General features: G+C 62.8%; 19 protein-coding genes and 1 pseudogene. 14 read left to right on the forward strand and 6 right to left on the reverse strand.

Annotation, left to right across the window (positions count from 1 at the left end; genetic code table 11):
• Positions 1 to 358 precede the first annotated feature (358 nt).
• Positions 359 to 2,404 carry an Ig-like domain-containing protein gene (locus MTX21_RS13220; protein ID WP_280965245.1) on the forward strand — a complete coding sequence of 682 codons (2,046 nt, stop codon included), beginning with the start codon at positions 359 to 361 and terminating at the stop codon, positions 2,402 to 2,404.
• A gap of 186 nt (positions 2,405 to 2,590) precedes the next feature.
• Positions 2,591 to 3,277: a hypothetical protein gene (locus MTX21_RS13225; protein WP_280965246.1), complete on the forward strand. Its 687-nt coding sequence runs from the start codon at positions 2,591 to 2,593 to the stop codon at positions 3,275 to 3,277.
• A 198-nt stretch (positions 3,278 to 3,475) separates the two neighbouring features.
• Here the strand turns inward: MTX21_RS13225 and MTX21_RS13230 are convergent, their stop codons facing one another.
• The 4 genes from MTX21_RS13230 to MTX21_RS13245 form a co-directional block, all read right to left on the reverse strand.
• Positions 3,476 to 4,090: an HAD family phosphatase gene (locus MTX21_RS13230; protein WP_280965247.1), complete on the reverse strand. Its 615-nt coding sequence runs from the start codon at positions 4,088 to 4,090 to the stop codon at positions 3,476 to 3,478.
• Between the two features lie 655 nt (positions 4,091 to 4,745).
• Positions 4,746 to 6,035 (reverse strand): glycoside hydrolase family 5 protein, encoded by a 1,290-nt coding sequence (locus MTX21_RS13235; protein WP_280965248.1) that lies wholly within the window; start codon positions 6,033 to 6,035, stop codon positions 4,746 to 4,748.
• 270 nt (positions 6,036 to 6,305) lie between these two features.
• Entirely contained in the window at positions 6,306 to 6,506 is a 201-nt protein-coding gene (locus MTX21_RS13240) for a hypothetical protein (RefSeq protein WP_280965249.1), read from the reverse strand.
• 73 nt (positions 6,507 to 6,579) lie between these two features.
• A complete protein-coding gene (locus MTX21_RS13245) occupies positions 6,580 to 7,641 on the reverse strand; it encodes an isocitrate/isopropylmalate family dehydrogenase (RefSeq protein ID WP_280965250.1) in 1,062 nt (353 codons plus the stop codon).
• 171 nt (positions 7,642 to 7,812) lie between these two features.
• Between MTX21_RS13245 and MTX21_RS13250 the strand changes: the two genes are divergently transcribed.
• On the forward strand, positions 7,813 to 9,201 hold the full coding sequence (locus MTX21_RS13250; RefSeq protein ID WP_280965251.1) for an MFS transporter: 1,389 nt from the start codon (positions 7,813 to 7,815) through the stop codon (positions 9,199 to 9,201).
• Positions 9,202 to 9,242: 41 nt separating this feature from the next.
• On the opposite strand, the gene MTX21_RS13255 is transcribed toward MTX21_RS13250, so the two are convergent.
• The gene (locus MTX21_RS13255) at positions 9,243 to 10,856 is read right to left on the reverse strand and encodes a B12-binding domain-containing radical SAM protein (protein WP_280965252.1); all 1,614 of its coding nucleotides are present in this window, start codon (positions 10,854 to 10,856) and stop codon (positions 9,243 to 9,245) included.
• A 304-nt stretch (positions 10,857 to 11,160) separates the two neighbouring features.
• On the opposite strand from MTX21_RS13255, the gene MTX21_RS13260 reads away from it, so the two are divergent.
• The 10 genes and pseudogenes from MTX21_RS13260 to MTX21_RS13305 all read left to right on the forward strand — a co-directional run bounded on the left by MTX21_RS13260 (position 11,161) and on the right by MTX21_RS13305 (position 20,304).
• Positions 11,161 to 11,610, forward strand: a complete 450-nt coding sequence (locus tag MTX21_RS13260; RefSeq protein ID WP_280965253.1) for a (2Fe-2S)-binding protein — start codon at positions 11,161 to 11,163, stop codon at positions 11,608 to 11,610.
• An 11-nt stretch (positions 11,611 to 11,621) separates the two neighbouring features.
• Positions 11,622 to 13,806 (forward strand): annotated as a pseudogene (locus MTX21_RS13265) (molybdopterin cofactor-binding domain-containing protein).
• 42 nt (positions 13,807 to 13,848) lie between these two features.
• Positions 13,849 to 15,126, forward strand: coding sequence for an NAD(P)/FAD-dependent oxidoreductase (locus tag MTX21_RS13270; RefSeq protein WP_280971041.1), 1,278 nt, complete (start codon positions 13,849 to 13,851; stop codon positions 15,124 to 15,126).
• Positions 15,119 to 15,571, forward strand: coding sequence for a sulfur oxidation c-type cytochrome SoxX (gene soxX / locus MTX21_RS13275; RefSeq protein WP_280965254.1), 453 nt, complete (start codon positions 15,119 to 15,121; stop codon positions 15,569 to 15,571). The genes MTX21_RS13270 and soxX overlap by 8 nt, the downstream gene beginning before the upstream one ends.
• An 8-nt stretch (positions 15,572 to 15,579) precedes the next feature.
• Positions 15,580 to 16,047 (forward strand): SoxY-related AACIE arm protein, encoded by a 468-nt coding sequence (locus MTX21_RS13280; protein ID WP_280965255.1) that lies wholly within the window; start codon positions 15,580 to 15,582, stop codon positions 16,045 to 16,047.
• On the forward strand, positions 16,047 to 16,367 hold the full coding sequence (soxZ, locus tag MTX21_RS13285) for a thiosulfate oxidation carrier complex protein SoxZ (RefSeq protein WP_280965256.1): 321 nt from the start codon (positions 16,047 to 16,049) through the stop codon (positions 16,365 to 16,367). The genes MTX21_RS13280 and soxZ overlap by 1 nt, the downstream gene beginning before the upstream one ends.
• Positions 16,364 to 17,143, forward strand: a complete 780-nt coding sequence (soxA, locus tag MTX21_RS13290) for a sulfur oxidation c-type cytochrome SoxA (protein WP_280965257.1) — start codon at positions 16,364 to 16,366, stop codon at positions 17,141 to 17,143. The genes soxZ and soxA overlap by 4 nt, the downstream gene beginning before the upstream one ends.
• A 79-nt stretch (positions 17,144 to 17,222) precedes the next feature.
• The gene (locus tag MTX21_RS13295; RefSeq protein WP_280965258.1) at positions 17,223 to 18,548 is read left to right on the forward strand and encodes a sugar ABC transporter substrate-binding protein; all 1,326 of its coding nucleotides are present in this window, start codon (positions 17,223 to 17,225) and stop codon (positions 18,546 to 18,548) included.
• On the forward strand, positions 18,545 to 19,483 hold the full coding sequence (locus MTX21_RS13300) for a sugar ABC transporter permease (protein WP_280965259.1): 939 nt from the start codon (positions 18,545 to 18,547) through the stop codon (positions 19,481 to 19,483). The genes MTX21_RS13295 and MTX21_RS13300 overlap by 4 nt, the downstream gene beginning before the upstream one ends.
• Positions 19,480 to 20,304 carry a carbohydrate ABC transporter permease gene (locus MTX21_RS13305; protein ID WP_280965260.1) on the forward strand — a complete coding sequence of 275 codons (825 nt, stop codon included), beginning with the start codon at positions 19,480 to 19,482 and terminating at the stop codon, positions 20,302 to 20,304. The genes MTX21_RS13300 and MTX21_RS13305 overlap by 4 nt, the downstream gene beginning before the upstream one ends.
• A gap of 62 nt (positions 20,305 to 20,366) precedes the next feature.
• Here MTX21_RS13305 and MTX21_RS13310 read toward each other — a convergent pair whose 3' ends face one another.
• Positions 20,367 to 21,071, reverse strand: coding sequence for an isochorismatase family cysteine hydrolase (locus tag MTX21_RS13310; protein WP_280965261.1), 705 nt, complete (start codon positions 21,069 to 21,071; stop codon positions 20,367 to 20,369).
• Positions 21,072 to 21,545: 474 nt separating this feature from the next.
• Here MTX21_RS13310 and MTX21_RS13315 point away from each other — a divergent pair, with 474 nt between their 5' ends.
• Positions 21,546 to 25,022: an indolepyruvate ferredoxin oxidoreductase family protein gene (locus MTX21_RS13315; RefSeq protein ID WP_280965262.1), complete on the forward strand. Its 3,477-nt coding sequence runs from the start codon at positions 21,546 to 21,548 to the stop codon at positions 25,020 to 25,022.
• The last annotated feature ends 84 nt before the right edge of the window (positions 25,023 to 25,106 follow it).

Consider the following 25,106-nt stretch of genomic DNA (forward strand, 5'->3'; position numbering starts at 1 on the left):
TCGCACATTCACTGCCGTGCCCCCATGATCAACCTCGCTGACCCATTGCTCTGGACTGAATGAATGTAAACAGGGCCTTGCTCAAACGAGCTTTGGGTGTATCGTTGACTGAGTAGCAGGGACCGAGAGCCAGCGTCGATGCTGGGACAACCTCCGGCGATTCCCGACGAGGCATACGCCTTCACGGCACATCATTTCAAATTGGTCTAGTTGCGGCTTTGCTTTCCGGCTGACGGCACGTTCGCTCGGGCGTGCCTTTCGCGCGGAGACGGGCGCGCGCACGAGTAGCTGTACGGCGTCCTAGGAACCAGAGGCCGCAGGAAAGAGGAGAAAAACGCAAAGGCAAAGGGAGGAAACCATGAGCGAGACAATGGTCGCCGCGACGACGGCGGGTGCCCCAGTTGTCACCATTGGTGCCAATTTTGCGGGAACTAATTTACTTGATTTCGGCGCCAACCCACCAGACACCGATGGCGCCGTCGGCCCCAGCCAGTTTGTTGAATTCCTCAACTCGGATTTCCGCGTCTACGACAAGTCCGGAAACGTCCTCCAGCAGTCAACTCTGAGCGACTTCTGGTCATCGGCAGGCGTCCCGCAACCTTCTCCTTTCGATCCGCGCATACTCTTTGATCCTGATAGCCAGCGTTGGTATGCAGCCGCACTGGATTTCACGGGCGCCTTTTTACTTGCCGTGTCAAATACGTCGGACCCGGCACAAGGTTGGCAGGCGGTCAGAATTCCTATCGACCCTACTGGGCAAAGCTTTGGGGATTTCACGAGGCTCGGCTTCAACGAAGATGGCGTCTACCTTTCCGCCACCCAGATTCCGGTCGGCCCTGAACCGGCTACAAGTATATTAGTAGCCATCCCAAAGTCTGACCTACTGGGGCCAGTTCCAAGCACGTCCAACGCCACGGTGTTTGCCAACATTAGTCACGGCGAAATTGGGGTTGTTCAGCAGCCGGCCGTTGCGCCTGAATTATCCGGCAGTGAACCGATTCTCTCGGCCTTCAACGTGGACATGCCCAGCACACTACTGAAGGTTTCGTCTATCGATGGGCTGATTACAAGTCCCACACTCGATACCGCGAACCGTGCAATTACGGTGTCGCCATTCCAAAATCCCCCCGGTGCCATTCAAAAGGACACGACCGTACCAATCAACGCCGCAGATTCAAGCTTCACATCTAGTGTGGTCTTACAAGACGGCAAACTGTTCGGTGTTCACACGATTTCGAGCGACGACAATCACTCAGCACTGCAGTGGTTCGAGATCGGCACTCCGCTGACGAACCCGGTTGTTCTGGATACCGGCCTCATCAGCCCGCTCGGGCTTGATGTCTATTACGGCTCGATAGCGGTGAATCCCCTCGGCGAGGTAGTCATCGGCTTCTCCGGTTCAGGACCGAATGATTTTCCAAGCGCCTACGCAGTTGCCGGCCAGCTCAACGGCGATGTGATCCAATTCGGAGATCCTATGCTACTGCAGGCCGGCGTCGCACCGCAGACCTCCAATTCCGGGCGCTTTGGCGATTACAGCGCCACAACTTTCGATCCGACCGACCCGTCGCATTTCTGGACTATTGAGGAATGGACTTCAGCGTCGGATTCGGTTTGGTCCACCCAAATTTCAGAAATCATCTTCGGCACGACATCTCCTCCCGTCGCGCACAACGACATCGCCGGAGTATCCAAGAATCATGAGGTTTCAGGCAATGTTCTGACCAACGACACCGATCCAAACAACGAGCCTTTGACGGTGACGGCAGTCGCGGGGGCGACAACCAATGACGCAGGTGAGTTTGTTGCGAATGGGACTTTTGGCACGCTCGTTGTGGACGGCGACGGAACGTTTACCTATGACGCAAACAAGAAGATCGATTTTCCGGACCACGGGCTCGCTCAGGATACATTCACCTACACGGCAACGAACACCGACCAGTTGAGCTCCGAGGCCACATTGACCGTGACCGTCGTCAAACCGGGTCAGACCTACATTGGTGGAATGCCGGGTACCGACGCCGATCATCTCACCGTTGTTACGGGCGGGAATGGCAGGCAAGTCATCGACGGGAGCCTCGGGTTCGAGCAGATCAGCGGCGGGAATGGTAGGGATGTTCTAGTGGGCGGAGCGGGGGATCTTCTCACGGGCGGGAGAGGCAACGACACGTTCGTGTTCAAGAACGACTTCGGTGCAAACACGATCACCGATTTCGGCAAGGGCCACGACACCATCCAGCTAGATCAAAGCCACTTTTCCAATTTCGCAGTGGTCATCGCCAACGCCGCGTCCGACGGGCACGAAGGCACTCTCATCACTGATCCGAGCCATTCCGGAAACACGATCGATCTACTCGGCGTAAAGGTCGCTGACTTGCACGCGAACGAGTTTTTCTTCGTCTGAGGAGATTTTGGCGCATCGCCAAGAGCTGCGCCGGCGCCGTGCGAGGTTCCGCCTGCGAAAGTGTCGAACGGTTGCTGAACCGTCATCAACCGAGCGGGCACTAACCTTTCAGCGCGGCTGGTCTGACCGGAAGTCGCAAACGGCCGCGAAGCCGCCGCAGGCGAATTCCTTATATGGAGCGTCTCCATGTCAGACACCCATACCCGCGACCCCTCGTGGAAAACCGATTTGATCTGGCACTATTTCCACACCGTCACGACGCCGGCCAGGACGCCCGCCTATCGCAAGTTCTACAGCAACCAGGACCCCAGCGACGAATTGGACAACCGCCATCGCGTCTATGAAATGCTAGTGGATGAGCCGCTGCACTCCCATCCCACCCTGTCGGCGACCTCGACGGACGAGTCGATGGAAAACTACAAGAAGAGCAAGCTGCCGTGGAACCAGAACAATGGCGGGTTCCTCAAGGCGGTGAACAATGAATATTGGTGCGGTTCGATCCTCAAGATCGTGTTCGTCCGCTACATGGGCTGGAAAATGGCCGAACCGACGGCGCGCGACCAGGTGAGCGTAGGCCGGGATCCCAGCAAAGCAGTGGATTGGACAATCAAGAATCTCGAAAAGAAGGTGCCGGTGCGGGCCTCCCTCGGCGGCGCCCATTATGTCGGCATCGTCGGCCACCGCACTGCAGGACCCGATAACAAGATCACCGAGTTTCTGTGCCTCGACCCGTGGGCCTATGGCATCGACGGCGGCAATCAGGACATGAAATATGCTGGTACGGCGACCGCCTTTCTCGGGATCAGCAAACGCGACGGCGCGACGTGGACCTATAGCAACAAGGCCGTCGCCTTCGTCGAACGGCCATCCTAGGAAATCATGGCAGCGAGTTGCGATCATGCTCGCTCGCCGCCGAGCTGTTTTGGTCGTCTACGCAATGGGATGTTTTTGAAATCCCGCCCAAGTGCCGATTCATCTCAGTCACGAAAAGCTGGGACAACTGGTAAACCTGTCCGGAAGCGCAATTGGTGCCACGAGCCGCAAGGTTGAAGAGGGCCTCGCAAAACCCGTCTAGAACGAAAGGCCCAACGCCTGTAAGTCTGCCTCACAACGGCTTGGCGTTGTGAATAGTCTTGCTTCCAATCCGATCGATCGCGCACCTTCCACATTGACTTCAACGTCATCAAAGAAGACCGTTTCCTCGGCGAGGAGGCCGAACTTATCCAGTGCATGCTGAAAGATGGCAGGTGCTGGTTTCAACATGCCGACCTCCGCCGACACCACTGCTCCCTCGAACACGTCCCAAAATCGTTGGCGGGCTTTGAGATGTGCGACGATCTCATGCACGTTGTCAGTAAGGGCGAAAATTCGGTAACCTGCTTTCCTGAGGCGGTACGCGATCTCTTCCGTGCCCTCGATTAAGTCCTGATGATCCATAACGTGGAAGAACAACGTCGTGGTCTCCTTCTCGGAAAGGCCAAACTCGGCCTGATAGGCCTGCTCGGCCTCCCGCTGGGTTAATTCGCCGCGGTTGAGACTCATCCACAAAGGACAACGAAACAAGGCCTCTGCCCTCTGCACGTTCTCATCGGAGCCCTTTTGCAGATTGAAGCACCGCTCCACGATGTCTTGTGGGGACCATTTCACAAAGACGTTTCCCACGTCGAAGATAATGTTCTTGATCATAGGGTTTCTTGGCCGTCCCGGTCAGTTGATCCGCTAGCCTGTGATCTGCCATGGCCCGGGATTAAGCACCAGGCCTGTCGCCTTACCAACCTCATCGTGCAGGAACGCAAGGCGCGCATGGCCGCCGCCATCGACAAAAACACTCATCGCTCGACATGGGAACGACCGTGACCGGCGTGCCCTTCTCAAAATCGAGGATCGGCAGCGCTCCACCGGCCTCGACCTGGAGCTTGCCATTCTTGGCTCTCTCAATGTTCGTCGAGCAGTAATGGTTTGCACTGTTTGAGGACATGCTGCTCGAATCTACGAAGTCCGCGCTGGGGTCACTTGCGGACATCGCAGGAGCGGGAGCTAGAGTCGACTACGGGCTAACAGCGGAAGTAATGGCCCGGCGCGGCTAGTAGTACAGATCAAACACCGCTCTAGTGTTGAATGGACAGCATGAGAACAGAGCCAAGCAACCATGCGTGCAACCTCTTCGACGGCGCGCCAAGTCGATTAGGAGACATGGTGAATCCCAACGTGAATTGTGACCCCACCGTAGGCTATCAAAGATGACAAATCACTGATTTTGTCGATGCCCATGCAAGATGGGCGCTCCGACGTGCAGGTCGGAACGCCCTGGTCAACACCCCAGTGAAGATACGCGAGACGACTAGCCCCAAACGTGTTCGAAGTGATGGGTGAAGTGTCCGAACTGGTGATGGGTGAAGCTCGGCGCGCTTCCGGGATCTGCCGCACTCGCCGCGTGCGCATCGTTGCCGAGCACGGTCACGGCATTGTTGATCGCGTTCGTGTTGTTCTGGTGCAGCGCCGCTCCATGGTTGTGATGCGTATCCGACGACGAGTCCTGACCGGTCCCTGTTGCCGTAGACGAGTTGGTGGCCGGAGCCGAGTTGGTGTCCGATGATGAGCTGGTAGCCGCCGTTTGGTTGTCGCCAGGGTCGGTGGCCGGAGTTGAGTTCGTGGCAGTCGTAGAACTGGCCGCCTGTGTCCCGCCAGTGCCCGACGCGCTATGGGTAGCACCGTCAGTGTACCGATTAAGGACGGCCATTTGGGGTTGGTCTACCCCATTTTCCGGCTCGACGGAGAACATGTAGTTGCCCCACCACGGGCCGGCGGCCCAATAGGTTCCGCCCTGCCACACATCGGAGTGCTGCTGCATATAACTCAGCATGTTGTCCATCGCCTTTAGGCTCGTCGGATCGGACGCGACGCCGAACTCGCCCAAGAATAGCTTGTTGCCGGTAGCCTCGGCCCATTGCGTGACGGCGGTCAACCTTTCGACACCGATCGTATCCGAAACCACGTTTGCATGGGTCCCGCTGCCATCGGAATCAAGGTAGTTGTGCACCTCGAAGGCGTAGTTGTGAAGGGGATCATGCACCTGCGTGCCGACCACGGCTGCATTGTCGCTCGTGGTCCAGCTCGCGGCACCGTCCCAGTATGATCCTGGCACCAGCACCTCCTGCGTTGCACCGGCTTGGCGGATCGCCGCGATGGCCGCATTGGCGCCGCCGATCCAGTCGCTGGCGCTCTGCTGGTTCGGCTCATTCATGAGTCCAAAAATGACGTTGGAATTGTCGGCGAAATGGCTTGCGAGCTTGCCCCAGACATCGGCGAAGGCAGCATTGGCTGCATCAGATGTTCCGACCAGCATGTTATGAACGGTGCCGTAGTCGTGCATGTCGAGCACAACATCGATCCCTTTTGACGCCGCATAGTTGACGATGTCGTCCATGCGCGCGAGCTCGGCGGGATCGAGTGGGCCATTGGTATTCGGCTGGACCCGCTCTGCCTCGAACCCGAGCCTGATCACGTCCATCCCTTTGGACGCAAAATAGTCGATGTCCTGATGCGTTGGATAAGTGTAGTCCGTCCCAAAGGTGCCCGGGACGTTTTGATCACCGAAGGTGGCGCTTGGGAAATTCACGCCCAGCAACATTCTGTTCTCCTGCTCATGAGCCTGGTTGCACAATCGAAAGGAAGTCGACCGGCAGTCCGCTTGATCTGGAAACGACACAGCAATCGAGACGAGTAAAAGGCGGGCTGGCGGCGAAATGTCACCGCCACGGGGCAATTTTGCGATCGAGTGCAAATCGCGTGCGGACAGATTGCCACAGCACAATCAAAGGTAACTCAACGCGATCTCCTCGCGTATCACACTGCCATCTCGTCTGCGCTCGCGGTTTAGCGGTTAAGCTACTGCTCAGGGTCAAAAGGCGAAGTTGCCCGGCTGCCTGCGTAAGTCTGGCTCACCCCTGGACGCGGACACGCGCATTCGCGAGCACACGCCCTGATCTTCGCCCGGATCGCCGCCATGATAATATCGTGCCGGTGTTTTGCCCGACGTGTCAATGTCGTCGTGGCGCAAGATGTCGCCGGGACGCAGCTCGAAAAACTCCTTGCCGGCCAAGGCCATTTCTACTTTGCATGGGGTTGTTTTCGCGGTTTTTGTTCTGAGCTCCCCTTGCCGGCGCAGAGGCAGCTCACTTTCCCTGCAATATCTCCGCGATTGCGGCGCCCGCCGCGATCGTGCCGAGCTTGCCGCCCATATCGCGCGTCGCCTTGCCGTCTGCGATCGCCTGCGCCACCGCCGCCTCGATCGCGCTTGCCGCCTCCTCGTAACGCATGGCACCGCTCCTCTCGCCGTGCCAGGCCAGCAGCAGCGCGATCGACAGGATCAGCGACACCGGGTTGGCGACGTCCTGCCCGGCGATGTCGGGCGCCGAGCCGTGCGCGGCCTGCGCCATGGCATGGCGGTCGCCGACATTGAGCGAGCCGCCGAGACCGAGACTGCCGGACAATTCCGCGGTGAGATCCGACAGAATGTCGCCGAACATGTTGGTGGCGACGATGACGTCGAAACGATCAGGGTTACGCACGACATGCGCCATCATCGCGTCGACCAGGATGTCGTCGACTTCGAGGCCCGGATAGGCCTTCGCCGCCTCCCGGCAGATGTCCAGGAACATCCCGTCGCCGATTTTGAGCACGTTGGCCTTGTGCACGATGGTGAGATGCTTGCGCCGCTTCATCGCGAGCCGGCAGGCCGCGTGCGCGATGCGCTCGCAGCACGGGCGCGTGATCCGGCGCAGCGAGATCGCGACATCGGGCGTGACCAGCATCTCGCCATTGCCCGCTTCCATGTTGCGGTCGGCGTAGAAGCCTTCGGTGTTCTCGCGCACCACGACGAGATCGAACTCGCCGAGCCGGCCGGGCCTGCCAGCATAGGTGCGCGCGGGCCTGACATTGGCGAAGAGGTCGAGGTTTTTGCGGAAGTAGCGCGACGGGTTGATCTCGCCACGCGCCTCGTCCTTGAAGTCGAAGGTCGCGGTGGGGCCGAGGATCAGGCCATCGGCCGTGCGCACCACGTCCACCAGCCCACCCTGCACCGTCGTGCCGAACTGCTTGAGGCTGGCGTGACCGATGGGGTGCTCTTCCAGCCTCAGATCGAGCTGGAAGCGCTCGGACGCCACGCGCAGCACGCCGGTGGTCGCGGCCGTGATCTCCGGTCCAATGCCGTCACCCGGCAGCACGACAATTTGCATCGATCATCCACTCGACTTCAGCCCATCCGATCATACGCGCATGCGGCACGATCATCGCCCGATCTTCGCGCATACACCGCATGCACGCATATGCCTGTGGCGGGCCGCCCGGCCGTAGTACATGCCGCAAGCACCCATGACGCCATGCCGCCGGAGAAAAAGCGCGAGGCAATGACAATCACGTTACCTGCGGCCGCGCGCGAACCGGATCACCCCATCGCCGACGGCCTTCCGGCCGCGCGCCGGCGCTGGGCGATCGCCGCGATCTTCACTGCGCTGGCGATGGCCTCGCTCGACACGGCGATCGCCAACATCGCCCTGCCCGCCATCGCCGCCGATCTGCACGTCAGCCCGGAGCAGTCGGTCTGGGTGGTCAATGTCTACCAGATCGCGCTGGTCGCGACGCTGCTGCCGCTCGGCGCGCTCGGCGAGATCGTCGGGCATCAGCGCATCTATATCGGCGGCCTCGTGCTGTTCACCATCGCCTCGCTCTTCTGCGCGGTGGCGTGGTCGCTGCCGAGCCTCCTGTTGGCGCGCACGCTGCAGGGCCTCGGCGCCAGCGGCATCATGAGCGTCAACACGGCGCTGGTGCGCTACGTCTATCCCGGCCGGATGCAGGGTCGCGGTTTCGGCCACAACGCGCTTGTGGTCGCAACCGCCTTCACTTTCGGGCCTTCGATCGCATCTGCAATCCTCGCCATCGGCCCGTGGCCGTGGCTGTTCGCGGTCAACATCCCCTTCGGCCTCGTCGCGATCGGCATCGGCTTTACGATGCTGCCGAAGACGCCGCGGGCGGATCACGGCTTCGACTTTCTTGGCGCGCTCCTTGCCGCGATCTGCCTCGGCCTGTTCATTACGGGAATCGGCAGCGCAGCGCATAACCTCTCGCCTGCCCTCGTGGCGGCCGAACTGGCGACAGCCCTCCTGCTTGGTATCATCCTGACGCGCCGTCATGCCGACCATCCCGCGCCGATGCTGCCGATCGACCTGTTCAGCCGGCCGATGTTCGCGCTGTCCGCGGCAACCGCGGTCTGCTCCTTCGCGGTGCAGGGCCTCGCCTTCGTCTCTCTGCCGTTCTATTTCGAGGACGTGCTCGGACGCTCGCAGGTCGAGACCGGATTTTTCATGACGCCATGGCCGCTGGTGGTCGGCATCATGGCGCCGATCGCCGGCCGCCTCGCCGACCGGCATGCGGTTGGCCTCCTCGGCGGTATCGGCCTCGTGCTGCTCGGCATCGGCATGGCGCTGCTCGCTTTGCTGCCTGCAGACCCGAGCATCCCCGACATCATCTGGCGGATGGTGATCTGCGGCATGGGCTTTGGCTTCTTCCAGGCGCCCAACATGAAGGCGGTAATGGGCAGCGCGCCGCCGCACCGCAGCGGCAGCGCCTCGGGCATCGTCGCGACCGCACGCCTGACCGGCCAGACCACCGGCGCGGCACTCGCCGCGCTGTGCTTTGCACTTGCCGGCCATAATGGTGCGACGATGGCGCTCGCGCTCGGCGCAGGCTTCGCCGCGCTCGGCAGCGTGATGAGCTTCCTGCGCCTCGCAGTGAAATAGCGCGGCCGGCAGCTCTGGTTGTCTGGAGATCAGGCCAGGCTTCAGGCGGTTCTCGCGTCGGCGGTCACCACATCTGCCATTGGCTGGTCGAGCGCGGCCAGACGCATATCGATGGCATCGATGACCTTGCGCGAGAACGGTCCGAGATGCGCATAGGCTGCGATCATCTGCACCGCGATTCGTGCCGATGATGTGTCGCGCTTGGCGCAGTTGAGGAAGGTCTGCCAGAGCGGTCCGCGTGCCTCCGGAATGGCGGTGACCACACGATGCACCGTCTCCATCGCCCCGATCTTGGCGCGGATGTCGCCCTCGGCCAGCTCGTGGCGCTGCTTCGACCGGTCGAGCAGTGTCATCAGGCGATCGACACGTCTCGCATAGGCCGCGGGGCTATAGACGTGCTCCAGCACCCGCTTGTAGTCCGTCAGGATCTCGCGCAACGGGCGGATCGGATCGAAGTTGATCCCGCTCGTGCATTGATCGGCGCCGATGGTCGGCGCCACATCGTGGCCCGGATGCAGCCGGCCTTCGCGGGCGAGGCGACGCGTGAGCTGCGTGTTCGGCAAGGCATAGAGCAGGCCGACCATGCAGACGGGAATGGCGGCCTCCTCGATGAAGTCGATCATGGCCTCCGCCATCGAGACCTTCTCGTTGTCGAAGCCGACGATGAAGCCCGCGGTGACAAGCATGCCGGCGGCGTAGATCTTGTGGATGCTCTCGGCGATGTTGCGCCTGGTGTTCTGCTTCTTCCGCATCGCGACAAGCGTCGCGGGATCCGGACTCTCGATGCCGACGAAGATGCCGAAGAAATTGGCTGCACCCATCAGGTCCAGCAGCTCCGGATCATCGGCCAGATTGACCGAGGCCTCGGTCGAGAATTCGAAGGGATAGCCGTGGGCGCGCTGCCACTCGGCGAGCTGGGGTAGAAACTGCCTGAGCGACTTCTTGTTGCCGATGAAGTTGTCATCGACGAAGTCGAGATGGCCGCGATAGCCCATCTGGTAGAGCGTCTCGAGTTCGACGAACATCTGCGCGTTGGTCTTGGTGCGCGGGACGCGTCCATAGAGCTCGATGATGTCGCAGAACTCGCAGGTGAACGGACAGCCGCGCGAGTACTGCACACCGAGATAGAGATAGTCCTCGAAGTTGAGCAGATCGAAACGCGGAACCGGCGTCTTGGTGACATCGGCCTGGAATTTCGGTGCGGTGAAAACGCCGGAGCGCGCGCCGCTGTCCCAGGCCTCGATGAACGCGTCGATGACGCTCTCGGCCTCGCCGAGCACCCGGAAGTCGGCCCGCTCGTAGATGTGGGGGCTCGACGTCGGATCGGGACCGCCGACCACCACCGGCTTGCCCGCCGCGCGACATAGCTCGATCAGGCGCAGCGTGTCGGCCTGTTGCGGCATCATTCCGCCGGTGAAGACCACGTCGGCCCAGGCAAGATCGTCATCACCGAAGGCCGCCGTGTTGCAGTCGATGAGACGGACCGTCCAGCTTTCTGGCAGCATTGCCGCAACGGTGATCAGGCCGAGGGGAGCAGCGGGACGCCGGACGCCCATGAGCTTGCAGGACTCGCCAAAACTCCAGAAGGACTCCGCGCTGAAGAGCGGATAGAGCATCAGCACATTGCAAGGGCGCGACACTTCATGGAACTCCATATTGCTTCGCCTCACTTTATCAAAGCCGCGCCGTCTTGCACCCCCACAAAAGGGACAAACTGTCGCCCATTCCAATGGAGTCCGCCCAAACGTTGCCACAAACAGTGTCCTGCCGTTCACAGCTCAGCCCCGATTTCCTGCGGCGACCGAGGAGGTCGCAACACCGCCCGATCCACAATCTTCCCATGCCCGGGAGAATCTTCGACAACTCACCCTCAGACTGTTGATTTGAACGGGTCCAATTTGCCGGACACATTGCTCCCCTGAGTCCAAATCGGTGGATTGGGCCAATCAGGGGACTGCGATGGCAAACCTAACAATAAACGGAAAAACCTTCACGCTTGACGTCGAGCCGGATACGCCGCTGCTTTGGGCGATCCGCGAGAATGCCGGCCTGACCGGCACAAAATACGGCTGCGGCATCGCACAATGCGGCGCCTGCACCGTTCATGTCGACGGCGTCGCCACCCGCTCCTGCGGAGTCTCGGTCAGCGAGGCCGAGGGCAAGCGCATCACCACCATCGAGGGGCTGGCCGCCGGCGGCACGCTGCACAAGGTGCAGGAAGCCTGGATTGCCCAGGACGTTCCGCAGTGCGGCTATTGCCAGAGCGGCATGATCATGGCGGTGGCGGCGCTCCTGAGCGAGAAGCCGAAGCCGACCGACGCCGACATCGACGAGGCTATCACCAATATCTGCCGCTGCGGCACCTTCCAGCAGGTGCGCGAGGCGATCCACACGATCGCAAGCGCGTAAGGAGCGGCCCCATGAACAAGCATGTTTCGCCGCGGCTCAATCGCCGCGCCTTCGTTATCGGCACTGCCGCCGCAGGTGCCGGCCTCGCGCTTGGCCTCGACATTCCCTTCGGCGGCCCGGCCGTGGTCCGCGCGGCCGACGGCTCGCCTGAGATCAACGCCTGGGTCGTGGTCAGACCCGACGATACCGTCGTGATCCGCGTCGCCCGCTCCGAGATGGGCCAGGGCTCGCTGACCGGCCTCGCCCAGCTCGTCGCCGAGGAGCTCGAATGCGACTGGACCAAGGTCACGACCGAATTCCCCTCGCCCGGACAGAACGTCGCCCGCAAGCGCGTCTGGGGCGACTATTCGACCGGCGGCAGCCGCGGCATCCGCAGCTCGCAGGACTATGTCCGCAAAGGCGGCGCCACCGCGCGCATGATGCTGATCCAGGCCGCGGCGAATGAGTGGAAGGTGCCGGCGTCCGAATGCGCGGCGGATAACAGCGTCATCACGCATAAGCCGTCCGGCAGAACCACGACCTATGGCAAGGTTGCCGAGGCCGCGGCGAAGCTGACACCGCCGGCCGACGTCAAGCTGAAGGACCCGAAGAACTGGCGGCTGGTCGGCAAGGGCGTCAAGCGGCTCGACACGCCGGACAAGGTCACCGGCACAACCGTCTACGGCGTCGACGTCAAGCTGCCCGGCATGCTCAACGCGGCGATCAAGGACTGCCCGGTCACCGGCGGCAAGCTGAAGAGCTATGACGAAGCCAAGATCACCGGCATGAAGGGCGTCAAGAAGGTCGTGAAGGTCGGCGACAGCGCGGTTGCTGTCGTGGCCGACACCTTCTGGCACGCCAAGTCCGCGCTCGATGCGCTGCCGATCGTCTGGGACGAAGGCGAGAACGCGAAGGTCTCGAGCGCCTCGATCGCGAAATGGCTGGCGGAAGGCCTCGACAGCGGCCCGGCCTATGTCGGCAACTCGAATGGCGATGCCAAGGCCCGCGCTCGCCGGCGCGGCGAAGACAATCGAAGCCGTCTACAACTATCCCTACCAGAACCACGCCACCATGGAGCCGATGAACGCGACCGCGCTCTACACGGCCGACAAGTGTGAAGTCTGGTGCGGCACGCAGAACGGCGAAGCGGCCCTCGCCGCCGTGCTGGAAGCGTCCGAGCTTCCGGCCGACAAATGCGACGTCCACAAGCTGATGCTCGGCGGCGGCTTCGGCCGGCGCGGCCAGACCGACTATGTCCGGCAGGCCGTGCTGATCGCCAAGCAGATGCCGGGCACACCGGTCAAGCTGCTATGGACGCGCGAAGAGGACATGACGCACGGCCGCTATCATCCGATCACGCAATGCAAGCTGACCGCAGGCTTCGATGCCGGCAACAACCTGACGTCGCTGCACATCCGGATATCCGGGCAGTCGATCCTCTCGAGCCTGCGGCCGGAAGCGCTGGTCAACGGCATGGACACGGCGACCTTCGCCGGTCTCAATCCCAAGGGCGACGCGCCGTTCGGGTACTCAGTGCCCAACCTCCTGATCGAGCATTCGATGCGCAACCCGCACATCATTCCGGGCTTCTGGCGCGGCGTGAACGTGAATCAGAATGCGATCTATGTCGAATGCTTCATGGACGAGCTGGCGCACGCCGTGAACCAGGACCCGCTTGAGTTCCGGCGCAAGCTGATGAAGGACCACCCCAAGCACCTGGCGGTGCTGGAGGCCGTGGCCGAGAAGATCGGCTGGGACAAGCCCGCGCCGCAGGGCATTTTCCGCGGGCTCGCTCACTTCGCGTCCTATGGCAGCTATGTCGCGGCAGCCGCGGAAATCTCCGTGATCGACGGCACCAAGATCAAGGTGCATCGCATCGTCGCGGCCACCGATCCCGGCTATGCCCTCAACCCGGCGCAGATCGAGCGCCAGATCGCGGGCTCCTTCGTCTACGGCCTGAGCGGATTGTTCTATGGCGGCTGCACCGTGAAGGACGGCGCGATCGTCGAGACCAACTTCGACACCTACGACTCGATGCGCATTGCCGCGATGCCGAAGGTCGAATCGATCGTGATGCCGAGCGGCGGCTTCTGGGGCGGCGTCGGCGAGCCGACGATCGGCGTCGCCGGCCCTGCGGTGCTCAACGCCTATTTCGCGGCGACGGGCAAGCGCATCCGCTCGGTGCCGCTGCGCGACCAGAACATCACCTTCGCCTGAGAAAACGGCTGCGGCGGCATGGGCTGCCGCAGCCACTTCCGGATGATGCTCATGACGACGCGCCCGGTGACACGGCGGAATGCCGTGGTCGGCATCGCCGCGGCGGCCGCAGCGCTGGCGCGGCCATCGATTTCGCGCGCGCAGTCCGCGGGCCGCGCGATCGTGGTCGGCGGCGGCTTTGGCGGCGCAGCCTGCGCCCGCGCGCTCAAGCGCGCGGCGCTCCAGGTCACGCTGATCGAACCCAATAAGATCTTCACCGCCTGCCCGTTCAGCAACGAGGTGATCGCGGGCCTGCGCGGAATCGAGCTGCAGCAATTCGGCTATGATAGGCTTGCCGCCGAAGGCATTAATGTCGTCAATCAGGGCGCAACGAAGATCGACGTTCGGCAACGAAGCGCCACGGTAGCCGACGGCACCTCGTTTCCCTACGATCGCCTGGTGCTCTCGCCCGGCATCGACTTCCACTTCGAAGGCCTGCCCGGCTATGATGAAGCCGCATCGGAGAAGATGCCGCACGCCTGGAAGGCCGGCGCGCAGACACTTCTACTGCGCAAGCAATTGGAGGCGATGGAGGATGGCGGCCTCGTCGCCATCGCAATCCCGGCCAATCCGTCGCGCTGTCCGCCGGCTCCGTACGAGCGCGCCAGCATGATCGCACATTACCTGAAGACGAAGAAGCCGCGCTCGAAGGTCCTGATCCTCGATGCCAAGGACAATTTCACGCAGCAGCGGCTGTTCGAGAAGGCATGGAGGGAGTTCTACGGTGAGATGATCGAGCGCGTCGCGCTGTCCCAAGGCGGCCGCGTTACGTCGGTCGATCCGTCGACCAGGACCATCGTCACCGAATTCGGCAATTACAGCCCAGAGGTCGCCAACGTCATTCCGCCGCAGCGCGCAGGCCGCATCGCCGAGATCGCGGGCGCGGCGGACGCGACCGGCTGGTGCCCGATCGATCCCGTGAGCTTCGAATCGAAGCTCGCACCGGGCATTCACATCATCGGCGACGCCTGCCTTGGCGGCGGCATTCCCAAATCGGCATCCGCCGCCAGCGCGCAAGGCAAGGCTTGCGCAGCCGCCATCGTCAATTTGCTTGCAGGCCGTGCACCGGAAACGCCGCGGCTGACCGGCGTCTGCTACAACACCGTCGCACCTGCTTACGGCTTCTCGCTTGCCGGCAACTACCAGCCGAAGGGCGACATCTATGCCGAAGTCGAGGGCGGGGCCACCAGCCCGGTCGATGGGCCACGCGAACTGCGCGCCCGCGAGGCCGCCGACGCGGAACGCTGGTTTCGAACCATCACGGCGGACTGCTTTGGCTAGATCGATGATTCATATCACCGCGCTGGTCGCCGCGACTCTCGCCTTCGCCACTTGCGCGAAAGCCGAGGCGCTTGTGCCCTATAGGATCGTCGGCGATGGCGTTCCGGAATCGCTTACCGGTGCGCCGGGCGATGCGGCGCGCGGACGTGCGCTGGTGCTCGCGCGCGGCACGACCTGCATGCTCTGCCATTCCGGGCCCTTCCCGGAGACGCGGTTCCAGGGCGATCTCGCTCCTGACCTCACCGGCGCGGGGAACCGGTGGTCGGTGAGCCAGTTGCGGCTTCGTCTGGTCGATGCGTCGCACTTCAACCCAGAGACCATCATGCCGTCCTACTATCGAACCGATGGGCTCGCTCGCGTCGGACGCAATTTCGCCGGCAAGCCGATTCTAACAGCCGCGGAGATCGAGGATATCGTGGCCTTTCTTGCAATGCTTCGGGACTAGAGCAATCCATGCCAACCACGCGACGACAATTTTTGAGTCTTGCCGGAAGCGTCACAGCGGCCGGGACCATCCCGATCGTTACGCTGCGGCCGCTCGAGGCGACGCCCGCGATGCTCAACACAGCGATCCGCAACGTCGTCGGCGAGGCGCAGATACGCACCGGCAAGGTGAAGCTCGATATTCCGCCGCTGGTCGAGAACGGCAACACGGTGCCGATGACGGTCAGCGTCGCAAGCCCGATGACGGCGACCGATTACGTCAAGAGCATCCACGTCTTCAACGAGAAGAATCCGCAGCCGAACATCGGCAATTTCCATCTCGGTCCCTCGTCCGGACGCGCCCAGGTCTCGACCCGGATCCGGCTTGCCGACAGCCAGAAGGTGGTCGCGATCGCTCGCCTCTCCGACGATTCCTTCTGGCAGGTCAGCACTGACGTGGTCGTCACACTGGCCGCCTGCACCGAGGAGGTGAACTGATGGCCGCAGCCCTGATCAACGTTCCGGCAAAAGCCAAACGCGGCGACGTCATCGAGATCCGCACCCTGACCTCGCACATCATGGAGACCGGCTTTCGCCATACCGCGGCCGGCGATCTCGTGCCCCGCGACATCATCACGAGCTTCACCTGCCGCTACAACGGCACCGAGATCTTTCGCGCCGATCTCTATCCGGCGATCGCCGCCAATCCGTACCTGTCGTTCTATGCGGTCGCGAAGGAGAGCGGCAAGTTCGAGTTCGAATGGATCGGCGACAACGGCTATTCGTCCACTGCATCGGCCTCGATTATCGTCGAATGACTCATTGGCGCGCGATAGCGACGGCGGCGCTGCTCGTCACAGCTCCGGCCCTGCTCGCCGGCGAAATTTCGCAGGATGCGCGCCGCTCCGGCTATTCCTTCATGGGGCCGGAGACGCGCGCCATGCAGGATGACGACACCGCCAACCCCGGCATGCTGTTCGTGCTCGACGGCGAGGCGCTCTGGAGCAAGAAGACCGGCCGCGCCGACAAGGCCTGCGCGGACTGCCATGGCGATGCACGGAGCAGCATGAAGGGCGTCGCGGCGCGCTATCCCGCCTTCGACAAGGCGCAGGGGCGCCCCGTCACGCTCGACCAGCGCATCAATCTCTGCCGGGCCGATCACCAGCAGGCAACGCCACTGCCCTACGAGAGTCGCGACCTCTTGGCGCTGTCGGCCTTCGTCGCGCACCAGTCGCGCGGCGTCGCGATCACGGCCGGCGATGATCCGGAGCTGAAACCTTTCGTTGCACAGGGCCGCGATCTCTTCATGCAACGCGAGGGCCAGCTCAACCTCGCCTGCACCAACTGTCACGACGACAATTTCGACAAGCGCCTCGCCGGCGCGCCGATCACGCAAGGACAGCCGACCGGCTATCCGCTCTATCGCCTGGAATGGCAGACGCTGGGATCGCTGGAGCGGCGGCTGCGAAGCTGCATGACCGGCGTCCGCGCCCAAGCTTATGATTACGGGTCGCCCGAGCTGGTCGCGCTCGAGCTCTATCTGATGTCGCGGGCACGCGGCCTGCCGATGGAAACGCCGGCCGTGCGGCCCTGATCCGCAGAATGGGACTAGGCAGGCGTGGCACGGTCGCTAGTATCCCTCCCAAAGATATGAGTCACAGGGAGGGACTAAAGTGGCTAATCACAAAATCTCGCGCCGCACGCTTTTGGCAGGCACCGCCGCGGCTGGCGCGCTCAGCCTGACCGGTTTTCCGGCCCACGCCGATGTCAACTGGAAGAAATATGCCGGGACCAAGCTCGAGGTGATCCTCGCCAAAGGCCCGCGCGGCGACAACCTGCAAAAGAACATCAAGGAATTCACCGACCTCACCGGCATCCAGGTCGAATCCGAGCAGATCCCGGAGCAGCAGCAGCGGCAGAAGGTCGTGATCGAGCTCACCTCGGGCCGGCCGAGCTTCGACGTCGTGCATCTCAGCTATCACGTGCAGAAGCGGCAGTTCGAGAAGGCCGGCTGGCTCGCCGACATGACGCCCTACATGAAGGATCCGACGCTGACCGCACCCGATCTCGTGGAGAGCGATTTCTCGGCCGCCGGCCTGCAATACGCCAAGAACGACAAGGGGCAGATGCTTTCGCTGCCGTGGTCGGTCGACTATTTCATCCTCTATTACAACAAGGAGCTGTTCCAGAAGAAGGGCGTCGCGGTGCCCAAGACCTTCGACGAGATGGTCGCCGCCGCCGAGAAGTTGACCGACCCCAAGGAAGGGATTTACGGTTTCGTCGGACGCGGCTTGCGCAACGCCAACATGACGTTGTGGACCAACTTTTTCCTCAACTATGGCGGTGAATTCCTCGACGCCAAGGGCAATATCCTGACCGACGGCCCGGAGGCGATTGAGGCAACAAAACTCTACCAGACGCTGCTGACGAAGGTGGCCCCGCCCGGCGTGGCCGGCTTCAACTGGATGGAGTCGATGGCCTCGTTCACGCAAGGACGCTCGGCGATGTGGATCGATGGCGTCGGCTGGGCACCGCCGCTGGAGGACCCGGCCGCCTCGCGCGTGGTCGGCAAGGTCGGCTACACCGTCGTACCCGCCGGACCCAAGGGACAGTATTCGGCGACCTATGGCGACGGCATCGGCATTGCAGCCGCCAGCAAGAACAAGGAAGCCGCCTATCTGCTCTGCCAATGGGTGGTCTCGAAGCAACAGGGCGCAAGGCTGTTACAGGCCGGCGGCGGCGTGCCGTTCCGCAACTCGATCCTGAACGATCCCGAGATCCAGAAGGGCGTGAAGATGCCCAAGGAGTGGCTGCAATCGGTGATCGATTCCGCCAAGATCAGCAAGCTGGGCCTGCCCGTGGTGATCCCGGTCGCCGAATTCCGCGATATCGTCGGCGCGGCGCTCACCTCGACCCTGTCCGGCGCCGATCCTGCGACTGAGCTGAAGAAGGCAAACGATCAGTACCGGCCCATCCTGGAGCGCAGCGAAAAGGCGTGAGTGCGTTGACACAATCAGCTCCGGCGGCGGCTCGCACCGAGACCGCGCCGGAGAAACAATTGCGGCCGCCGTCTTACTGGCCGTTCGTGGTGCCGGCGCTGGTCGTCGTGCTCGCCATCATCATCTTCCCGTGGGTCTTCACCATCTGGATGAGCCTGAACGAGTGGAAGGTCGGCTCGCCGACCACCTTCGTCGGGCTTTCCAACTATCTGCGGCTGACGAGCGATCCCCGTTTCCTCGAGGCGGTCGGACATACACTGGTCTACACCGTGCTCTCGGTGCTGCTGCCGCTGGTGCTCGGCACGCTCGCGGCCGTGGTGTTCCATCAGAAATTCGCCGGCCGCGGCTTCCTGCGCGGCATCTTCATCATGCCGATGATGGCAACGCCGGTGGCGATCGCGCTGGTGTGGACCATGATGTTCCATCCGCAACTCGGCGTGCTCAACTACCTCTTGTCGCTTGTCGGCATTCCGCCGCAGCTCTGGGTGTTTCACCCCGCGACCGTGATCCCCTCGCTGGTGCTGGTCGAGACCTGGCAATGGACGCCGCTCGTGATGCTGATCGTGCTGGGCGGCCTCGCCGCGATCCCGGCCGAGCCCTATGAGAGCGCCCAGATCGACGGCGCCAGTTTCTGGCAGGTGTTCCGCTTCATCACGCTGCCGCTGATCATGCCGTTTCTGTTCATCGCGGGCATGATCCGCATGATCGATGCGGTGAAGAGCTTCGATATCATCTTCGCGATCACGCAGGGCGGACCGGGCTCGGCGTCGGAGACGATCAACATCTACCTCTACAGCGTCGCCTTCACCTATTACGACCTCGGTTATGGCTCGGCGATCGCGGTGGTGTTCTTCCTCCTCATCGTCGCACTCGCTGCCGTGATGCTTTACGCGCGCCAGCGCATGCTGTGGACCGAAATAGCGAGCGGCGCATGAACCCACGTCAGATCATTGGCAGGATCGGGCTGTGGTTCGCGGTGTTCGTGATCGTGTCGCCGGCAATCCTGTTCTTCCTGTGGATGCTCTCGCTCTCGCTCAAGTTCGAGGTCGACAACGCCGCCTACCCGCCGGTTTTCATCCCCGAGCATTTTGCCTGGAAGAACTATGCCGACGTGCTCGCCTCCAACCGCTTCCTGACCTATTTCATCAACAGCCTGGTCGTGACCGGCAGCGCGACGGCGCTCGCGCTGATCGTCGGCGTTCCTGCCGGCTACGGCATCGCGCGCATGGCGGCACACAAATCTGCGATCGTGATCCTGATCGCGCGCATCACGCCGGGCCTGTCCTATCTGATCCCGCTGTTTCTTTTGTTTCAATGGCTGGGCTTGCTCGGCACGCTGCTGCCGCAGATCATCATCCACCTCGTGGTGACCGTGCCGATCGTGATCTGGATCATGATCGGCTATTTCGAGACCACGCCGCTCGAACTGGAAGAAGCAGCACTGATCGACGGCGCCACGCGCTGGCAGGTCTTCCACCACGTCGCGTTGCCGATCGCCCGGCCGGGAATTGCGGTCGCCTTCATCCTGGCCGTCATCTTCTCCTGGAACAATTTCGTCTTCGGCATCGTGCTGGCGGGACGCGAGACGCGCACCCTGCCCGTTGCCGTCTACAATATGATCTCGTTCGACCAGTTGAGCTGGGGACCGCTCGCAGCCGCCGCGCTGATCGTCACCTTCCCGGTGCTGCTGCTGACGGTGCTCGCCCAACGGCAGATCGTCGCCGGGCTCACGGCGGGGGCGGTCAAGGGCGGGTAGTTACACCGTTCTCAATCCTCATCCTCAGTATGATGAGTCAGAGTGTTTGTTCGCAGTAAAGGCTAAGGTGATCCGTTCGCCGTCTTCAACGCGTCCAGCACTGCGGCGGAGTCGGAGACCCAGCCGAAGATGCCGCCCTGGGCCTTGATCATCTTCAGGCCCATCTCATGGAATTCGGGAAAGTAGGACGCGCAGCCATCCGAGATGACGACGCAGCGATAGCCGCGGTCGTTGGCTTCGCGCACGGTGGTGTTCACGCACACCTCCGTGGTGACGCCGCACACCAGCAGAGTCTCGATGCCGTATTTCTCGAGGACATCACCGAACTCGGTGGCGTAGAACGCGCCCTTGCCGGGCTTGTCGATCACGACCTCGCTGTCGAGCGGATAAAGCTCGGGGATGATGTCGTGACCGGCTTCGCCGCGGATCAGGATGCGGCCCATCGGGCCGGGATCGCCGATGCGCAAGGACGGCGCGCCGCGCTCGATCTTCGCAGGCGGCGCGTCGGACAGGTCCGGCAAGTGGCCTTCGCGGGTGTGGATCACCAGCATGCCGGCATCGCGCGCCGCCTTGAGCACGGCACCGATCGGCTTCACCGCGCGCGCGAGCTGGCGGACATCGTTGCCGAGCGTCTCGCCGAAGCCGCCGGGCTCGAGAAAATCGCGCTGCATGTCGATGATAACGAGCGCGGTCGTCGACCAATCGAGTTTGATCGGCTCGGGCTCGGCGTTGACGACGCCCACTGTCGCCTTCTCTGAGTTCAACATGACGCATGCCCCCCCCGCGAGAAGTCTCTCTGCGACGAATTCTGCAAGCGCCGTGCCATTGTGTACAATGGCACGCGGCACAGAGACGCGGAGGAATTCATCGCGCGTTCAGCACGTTACGCTGAGGGCGAGAGCTGCTTTTGTCTGCGCAACGGCTCCACGACGGGCATTTTGCTCAAACGGTGGGCGGCGGCCGACACTCTCGCCGCTCGTCATTCCGCGGCGACGCGAAGCGTCGAGCCTGGAATCCATTTCACCGTTTGCGCTGCGGCTCGATGGATTCCGGGCTCGCGATTTTCGTCGCGCCCCGGAATGACGAGCGGTAGCCATGACCAGCAGGACCGCCACGGATGCGGCGAGCGATATTGACTTCGCCCGTGCATGCCTTTGACTGTCGCAATCCGCTTCGCGCAGCCGCAATCCCTCCCGCAGCGCAAACCTCCAACGCCGAAACAAGAGATAAGGACACCCGAAATGACGCTGTTGCAGGTCGAGCTGGAGGATAAATACCGGCTCGAATCGAAGCGGATCTACCTGTCCGGCACGCAGGCGCTGGTTCGATTGCCCATGCTGCAGCGCGAACGCGACCGGCTTCAGGGGCTCAACACCGGCGGGTTCATCTCTGGCTATCGCGGCTCGCCACTCGGGATGTACGACCATGCGCTGTGGCGCGCAAAGTCGTTCCTGCAAGCGCACGACATCGCCTTCGTGCCCGGTCTGAACGAGGACCTGGCCGCGACCGCTGTGTGGGGCAGCCAGCAGGTCGGCCTGTTCCCCGGCGCCAAGGTCGATGGCGTGTTCGGCATGTGGTACGGCAAGGGCCCGGGCGTTGATCGCTCGGTCGATGCGCTGAAGCATGCGAACTCGGCCGGCACCTCGCGCCACGGCGGCGTGCTGGCGCTCGCCGGCGACGATCACGGCTGCCAGTCTTCGACGCTCGCCCACCAGAGCGAGCAAGTGTTCGCCGCGGCGCTGATTCCCGTCATCAACCCGTCGACACTGCAGGATTATCTTGATCTCGGCCTCTACGGCTTCGCGCTGTCGCGTTTCTCCGGCTGCTGGGTCGGCTTCAAGGCGATCGGCGAGACGGTCGAGAGTTCTGCGTCGATCTACAGCGATCCCGAACGGATCCAGATCAAGATCCCCGACGATTTCGAGATGCCGCCGGGCGGTCTCAACATCCGCTGGCCCGATCCGCCGCTGGAGGCCGAGAAGCGCCTGTTCGGCCCGAAGATGGCCGCGGTGCAAGCCTTTGCCCGCGCCAACCAGCTCGATCGCATCGTGCTTGATTCAAAACCTGCGCGCCTCGGCATCCTCGCCACCGGCAAGGCCTATCTCGACCTGCGCCAGGCGCTCGCCGACTTCGGCATCAGCGACAAGGACGCGCAGGATCTCGGCCTTCGCATCTACAAGGTCGCGATGACGTGGCCGCTGGAGGAGAGCGGCGCGCGACGCTTTGCTGAGGGTCTTCAGGATGTGCTCGTCGTCGAGGAGAAGCGCGGCTTCATCGAAGACCAGCTCATGCGCATCCTCTACAACGTGGAGGCCTCTAAGCGCCCGATCGTCACCGGCAAGCGCGACGAACGCGGCGCGCCGCTATTGCCGAGCGAGGGCGAGCTGACGCCGACCATCGTCGCGTCCGCGCTGGTGGCGCGGCTGCGCCGGCTCGGCCACCAGAGCCCGGTGCTGGAGCAGCGGCTGGCGCGGCTCGAAGCATTCGAGAACCCCGCCACCACCAGCGCGCCGATCAAGCTGGCGCGCACGCCGTTCTTCTGCTCGGGCTGCCCCCACAACTCTTCGACCAAGGTGCCCGAGGGGAGCCGCGCCATGGCGGGCATCGGTTGCCACGGCATGGCCTTGAGCATGCCGAGCCGCCGCACCGATCTGATCTCGCATATGGGCGCCGAAGGCGTGAACTGGATCGGCCAGGCGCCCTTCACCACCGAGCAGCACATCTTCCAGAATCTCGGCGACGGCACCTACACGCATTCGGGGCTGCTTGCGCTGCGCGCGGCCTCCGCTGCCGGCATCAGCATCACCTACAAGATCCTCTACAACGACGCGGTTGCGATGACTGGCGGCCAGCCGGCCGAGGGCAGCTTCAATGTCGCCCAGATCGCGCACCAGGTCTGGGCGGAAGGCGTCAAGCGGCTCGCCATCGTCTCCGATGATCCGAGCAAATACCCGCAAGGCAACTACTTCCCGCAAGGCGCGAGCGTCCATCACCGCCGCGAGCTCGACCAAGTGCAGCGCGAATTGCGCGACATCAAGGGTCTCACCGTCATCATCTACGACCAGACCTGCGCGGCTGAGAAGCGCCGCCGCCGCAAGCGCGGGCTCTATCCCGATCCGCAGAAGCGCGCCTTCATCAACGAGCTCGTTTGCGAAGGCTGCGGCGATTGCTCGCAAGCCTCCAACTGCGTCTCGGTGCAGCCGCTGGAGACCGAGTTCGGCCGCAAGCGCCAGATCGACCAGTCGAACTGCAACAAAGACTTTTCCTGCGTCGAGGGCTTTTGCCCGAGCTTCGTCACCGTGCATGGCGGCACGCTGAAGCGGATCAAGACGTCGACGATCGACTCCGGCCAATTGTTCGCCGACCTGCCGCTGCCGCCGGCGCGCGAACTCGATGGTCCCTACAACATTCTCGTCACCGGCATTGGCGGCACCGGCGTCATCACCATCGGCGCGCTGCTCGGCATGGCCGCCCATGTCGACGGACGCGGCTGCTCGGCGCTCGACTTCACCGGCCTGTCGCAGAAGAACGGCGCCGTGATGAGCCACGTGCGCATCGCACGGAGGCCGGAGGACATCTCCGCGGTCCGCATCACCACCGGCGGTGCCGACGTCATCCTCGGCTGCGACATGATCGTCTCGGCAGGCCCGACCGCGCTCAGCCGCGCCGAGCGCGGGGCGACGAAGGCCTATATCAACGCCGATCTGCAGCCGACCGCGAGCTTCGTGCAAAACCCCGATCTCGATTTCGAGATGGGCACGATGCAGACGGTGCTGCGGGACGCGATCGGCGACAAGAATCTCGACATCGTCGATGCCACCGGCATTGCCGCGGCGCTGATGGGCGACTCGATCGCGACCAATCCGTTCATGCTCGGCTTCGCCTTCCAGAAGGGCGCGATCCCGCTGTCGCTGGAAGCGCTGCTGCGGGCCATCGAGATCAACGGCGCCGCGGTCGAGATGAACAAGCTCGCCTTCACCTGGGGGCGCCTAGCCGCCCACGACATGTCGCGGGTGCGCAGCGTGCTCCAGTTCAAGAGCCGGGCGTCCGCGCCGACGAAGTCACTCGACGATGTCATCGCGACGCGCGCAGGGTTTTTGACTGGCTATCAGGACAAGGCGTATGCGGACCGCTATCTCGCGGCCGTCGCCAAGGTGCGCAAGGCGGAGACCGCTGCTTCGCCCACCTCCACCGAACTGACCGAAGCCGTGGCCAAGAACCTGTTCAAGCTGATGGCCTACAAGGACGAATACGAGGTCGCGCGGCTCTATACCGACGGCAGCTTTGCCAAGAAGCTGTCGGAGAAATTCGACGGCGATTTCAGCCTGAGGTTCTACCTCGCCCCGCCGATCTTCGCGCGGCGCGACAAGGCGACCGGTCGCTTGCAGAAGCAGGAGTTCGGCGGCTGGATGATCCACGCCTTCCGGCTGCTCTCAAAGCTGAAGTTCTTACGCGGCACCGCGCTTGACCCGTTCGGCCGCACCGAGGAGCGCAAAACCGAACGCAAGCTGGTCGAGGATTATCTCAGCATGATCGATCAGCGGATTGCCGGCCTGAAGGCGGAGCAGATCCCACTGCTGACGAGGCTCGCGCGCCTGCCCGAGACGATCCGCGGCTTCGGGCATGTCAAGGAAGCCAACATCAAGCAAGCGGAAGCCGAGAAGGCGCGGCTCGAAGCGGAGCTGGAGAACAGTCGCTTTGCTGCCGCGGCGGAGTAGCGGTTCTGCGCGCCCTCTCTCCCCGCGTCATTGCGAGGAGCTCTTGCGACAAAGCAATCCAGACTGCCTCCGCGGAAACATTCT

Source organism: Bradyrhizobium sp. ISRA430 (genome assembly GCF_029909975.1).
GTDB lineage: Bacteria > Pseudomonadota > Alphaproteobacteria > Rhizobiales > Xanthobacteraceae > Bradyrhizobium.